Annotated in this window: 5 protein-coding genes; 1 reads left to right on the top strand and 4 read right to left on the bottom strand. The window is 68.4% G+C overall.

Annotated features, from left to right (window positions below; translation table 11 throughout):
• From dnaK to ACWTSU_RS02475, 4 genes are all read right to left on the bottom strand, one after another.
• Positions 1–1,428, bottom strand: a 1,428-nt coding sequence (dnaK, locus tag ACWTSU_RS02490; protein WP_455138299.1) for a molecular chaperone DnaK, incomplete at its 3' end; no start/stop codon positions are given.
• A 327-nt stretch (positions 1,429–1,755) separates the two neighbouring features.
• Positions 1,756–2,298 carry a phosphodiesterase gene (gene yfcE / locus ACWTSU_RS02485; protein ID WP_455138298.1) on the bottom strand — a complete coding sequence of 181 codons (543 nt, stop codon included), beginning with the start codon at positions 2,296–2,298 and terminating at the stop codon, positions 1,756–1,758.
• 54 nt (positions 2,299–2,352) lie between these two features.
• The gene (locus ACWTSU_RS02480) at positions 2,353–3,060 is read right to left on the bottom strand and encodes a sirohydrochlorin cobaltochelatase (RefSeq protein ID WP_455138297.1); all 708 of its coding nucleotides are present in this window, start codon (positions 3,058–3,060) and stop codon (positions 2,353–2,355) included.
• A 10-nt stretch (positions 3,061–3,070) separates the two neighbouring features.
• The gene (locus tag ACWTSU_RS02475) at positions 3,071–3,433 is read right to left on the bottom strand and encodes a NifB/NifX family molybdenum-iron cluster-binding protein (RefSeq protein WP_455138296.1); all 363 of its coding nucleotides are present in this window, start codon (positions 3,431–3,433) and stop codon (positions 3,071–3,073) included.
• A 180-nt stretch (positions 3,434–3,613) separates the two neighbouring features.
• Between ACWTSU_RS02475 and ACWTSU_RS02470 the strand changes: the two genes are divergently transcribed.
• Positions 3,614–3,802: hypothetical protein (locus ACWTSU_RS02470; RefSeq protein WP_455138295.1), on the top strand; the 189-nt coding region annotated here is incomplete at its 3' end.

Raw genomic sequence — 3,802 nt, 5'->3', positions numbered from 1 at the left:
GCCGTTGGCGTCGATGTCGAAGGTGACCTCGATCTGCGGCACGCCGCGGCGCGCGGCCGGGATGCCGGTGAGCTGGAACTTGCCGAGGGACTTGTTGTCCGCGGCCATCTCGCGCTCGCCCTGCAGGACGTTGATCTCGACGGACGTCTGGTTGTCGGCGGCCGTGGAGTAGATCTCGGTCTTGGAGGTCGGGATCGTGGTATTGCGGTCGATCATCTTGGTCATGACGCCGCCCATGGTCTCGACGCCGAGCGACAGCGGGGTGACGTCGAGCAGCAGGATGCCCGAGACGTCGCCGGTGAGCACGCCGCCCTGGACGGCCGCACCGTCGGCGACGACCTCGTCCGGGTTCACGGACATGTTGGGCTGCTTGCCGGTCATCTGCTTGACGAGCTCCTGCACGGCGGGCATGCGGCTCGAGCCGCCCACGAGGATGACCTCGTTGACGTCAGAGATCTGCAGGTTGGCGTCGCGCAGCGCCTTGGTGACGGGCTCCTTGCAGCGGTCGAGCAGGTCGCGCGTGATGCGCTCGAACTCGGCGCGGGTCAGCGTGTAGTCGAGGTGCTTGGGGCCGGTGGCGTCGGCGGTGATGAACGGCAGGTTGATCTGGGCCTGCTGGGCGCTCGAGAGCTCCTTCTTGGCGTTCTCCGCGGCCTCCTTCAGGCGCTGCAGGGCCATCGGGTCCTTGCGCAGGTCGATGCCGTTGTCGGACTGGAACTTGTCGGCCAGCCAGTCGATGACGCGCTGGTCCCAGTCGTCGCCGCCGAGGTGGTTGTCGCCGTTGGTGGCCAGGACCTCGACCACGCCGTCGGCGAGGTCGAGCAGCGAGACGTCGAAGGTGCCGCCGCCGAGGTCGAACACGAGGACCTTCTGGTCGATGCCCTTCTTGTCGAGACCGTAGGCCAGCGCGGCGGCCGTGGGCTCGTTGACGATGCGCTGGACGTTGAGGCCGGCGATCTTGCCGGCGTCTTTGGTGGCCTGGCGCTGAGCGTCGTTGAAGTAGGCCGGGACGGTGATGACCGCGTCGGTGACCGGCTCGCCGAGGTACTTCTCGGCGTCCGCCTTCATCTTGGAGAGAATCATGGCGCTGATCTGCTCGGGGGTGAAGTCCTCACCGTCGATCTCGACGACGGCGCGGTTGCCGGTGCCGCTCTTGACCTTGTACGGGACGGTCTTGAGCTCGGAGGTCACCTCGTCGTAGCGGCGGCCCATGAAGCGCTTGATCGAGAAGACCGTGTTGGTGGGGTTGGTGACGGCCTGGTTCTTGGCCGCCTTGCCGACGATGCGGTCGCCGTCGGCGCGGAAGCCCACGACGGACGGGGTGGTGCGGTCGCCCTCGGCGTTGACGATAATCGTGGGCTCGCCGCCCTCGAGGACCGCCATCGCGGAGTTGGTGGTGCCGAGGTCGATGCCGAGAATCTTGCCCATGGTTGCTCTCCCTTTCCTGCACCGGGCGGGATGCCCGGGTCGCGTCATTTCCTCTGTACGATGGAGTTTATCCCCCGTGCGTCTTGATTCTATACATAATCTAAGTCTTCACACATTAGATTTTTTGACGCGCGCGTTGTAGGGGGCAGGATATGGGGGGTTTCTCGCCGGGCGGGGTGGGTTGTGCGGAAAATAGCATGCACTTCTCAGCAAACCTGAAAATATTATCTGGCGTTTTGTCAAATTCATAAAACCAAATGCATGCTAATTGTCCACACATCGCGCCCGCACGTCGACCCGACGACCCTCTAGGCCGCCCGCGATCCTCTACAGAAGCCGGTGCTCGAAGCGGCCACCCTCGTAGACGCCGTAGCTGGCCGAACCGTCCTTGGGGATGCCCACCGAGCCGGGATTGAAAACCCAGCTGCCTGGATGCGCGTCGCTGCGCTCGCTGACCTTGATGTGGGTGTGGCCGTAGACCAGAGCGGCGCGCTCGGGCAGCGCGGGCCAGCGGTCGACGCTGTTGTGGTAGCCGGGCCCGTAGACGTGACCGTGCGTGAGGAAGAGCGTGAGGTCGGCGGCCTCGTCGTAGAGGACGTTGTGGTCGGCCATGCAGGGGAAGCCGAGGACCATCTGGTCGACCTCGGCCTCGCAGTTGCCGCGCACGGCGATCACGCGCGGCGCCAGGGAGTTGAGCGCCTCGATGACGCGACGCGGGGCGTAGTCGGACGGGAGATCGTTGCGCGGCCCGTGGTAGAGCAGGTCGCCGAGAAGGACCACGCGGTCGGGGGCCTCGGCCTCGATTGCGGCCATGAGGCGGTCGCAGGCGTCGGCGGCGCCGTGGATGTCAGAGGCGATGACGAGCTTCATGGGGGGCTCCCTTCGCTGCGGCGGCGCGGGGCGCGACGGCACCGCGCGATGCCGTCATTCTAGCGCCGCGCGGGCGTGGGCGACCACGAGGTCGCGGACGGCGGGCAGCTCGGCGAGGGCGTGCGGCCACGGCGTGACGGCGCGGTCCGCGCGCTCCAAGCGGGCGCGCAGGTCAACGAGGACGTCGCGGCGCGCGTGGTGCCCGAGTGCCATGAGCATCGGGGCGAGAAGCGCCGCGCGCTCAGGACGGCCGTCCAGGCGTGCCGCCAGGAGCTCCGGCGCACCCACGAGCACGTCGGGTCGGCCGCGGTCCCGAAGGGCGGCCTCGAGCCGGGCGAGCGTGGCCTCGCAATCCGCCCCGCGGTGCCCCGCGAGCGCGACGATGCGGCCGGCCCGCGCGGGCAGCGCCTCGTCGAGCGCGGCTGCCACGGCGCGCAGGTCCCTCTCGTCCGCGAGCAGGGGCGCGGCGAGCCGCAGCTCCTCGAACCCCGACCCCGCGACGGCGACGTCGGCGGCGCAGGTGCGCTGGAGCCGACCGTCAGCAACGTGCGTCGTCGCCACGAGGACGCGCCGTGCGCCGCGTGCGCACAGGCCCGCCAGCACCTCTGGGACGCTCGCCCCCATGGGACGCCCGCCCGTGCGCGCCCGGACGACCGTCCCGGCGCCGACGGCGGCCGCGAGCTCGCCCGCGAGCGCCGCGATCCCGGCGTCGTCCCGCTCGCCGGACAGACAGCCGGCTATGACCAGGTCCCAGGTCCGCACGCTCGGCGCGCTAGTGGTGGCAGGCGTGCTCGGCGGTCATGGCCGGTAGCTGGCCGGCGGCGGCCATGCGGGCCACGTCGCCCACGCCCGGCGTCTGGTTCTCAAACAGCACGGTGATGCCCGCCTGCTCGAAGCCCATCATCGGGCGCATGCCCATGCCGGCCGCCACGATGGCGTCGATGCCCTCGTTGGCGAGCAGCGCCACCGGACGCATGCAGCCACCCTCCTCGTGGGGAGGGTTGTCAATCACGCTGACGGCGCCGACCTCCCCGTTCTCAACATCCACGACCGTGAAGCAGTCGCAGTGGCCAAAGTGCCCGGACCGCTCGCAGTCCAGGCCGCCCTTGCCCAGCGTCGGGATGGCGATCTTCATAGTTCTCCCCTTTCGGCAACGTGGCACACCTGCCGAACCTACACGCCACGCCGCTGCGCAATAGTACCCTTCGTTACACAAACTCTGGGGCGGCCGTGCAATACCCCGCTTTCTTACACGGGATTCTAGCCGCACCGCCCGCAAACGATAACGTGCGACTGGGCGTTTGCGACGGATTCCGTGGCGCAGCGCACCCTGGAGGTCGAAATTCCTGTGTTAGAAAACGCCCTATTGCACAGCGCCGCGCCCGTTTGTGTAACGAGCGAGCAAATTGCGCACAAATGGGGCCTCGGACATTTCCTTGGACGGGCCTACGCGGCCAGCCCCAGCCGTTTCCTGCGCCCCCTGATCGTGTCGTACACGGTCGCG

This window comes from Thermophilibacter sp. (genome assembly GCF_966187215.1).
This window is presented reverse-complemented; position numbering and strand designations above follow the sequence as displayed.

Excerpts from the sequence above, each read along its gene's own strand:
- ACWTSU_RS02475 (WP_455138296.1), bottom strand. The coding sequence starts at position 3,433 with ATGAAGATCGCCATCCCGACGCTGGGCAAGGGCGGCCTGGACTGCGAG.
- yfcE (WP_455138298.1), bottom strand. The coding sequence starts at position 2,298 with ATGAAGCTCGTCATCGCCTCTGACATCCACGGCGCCGCCGACGCCTGC.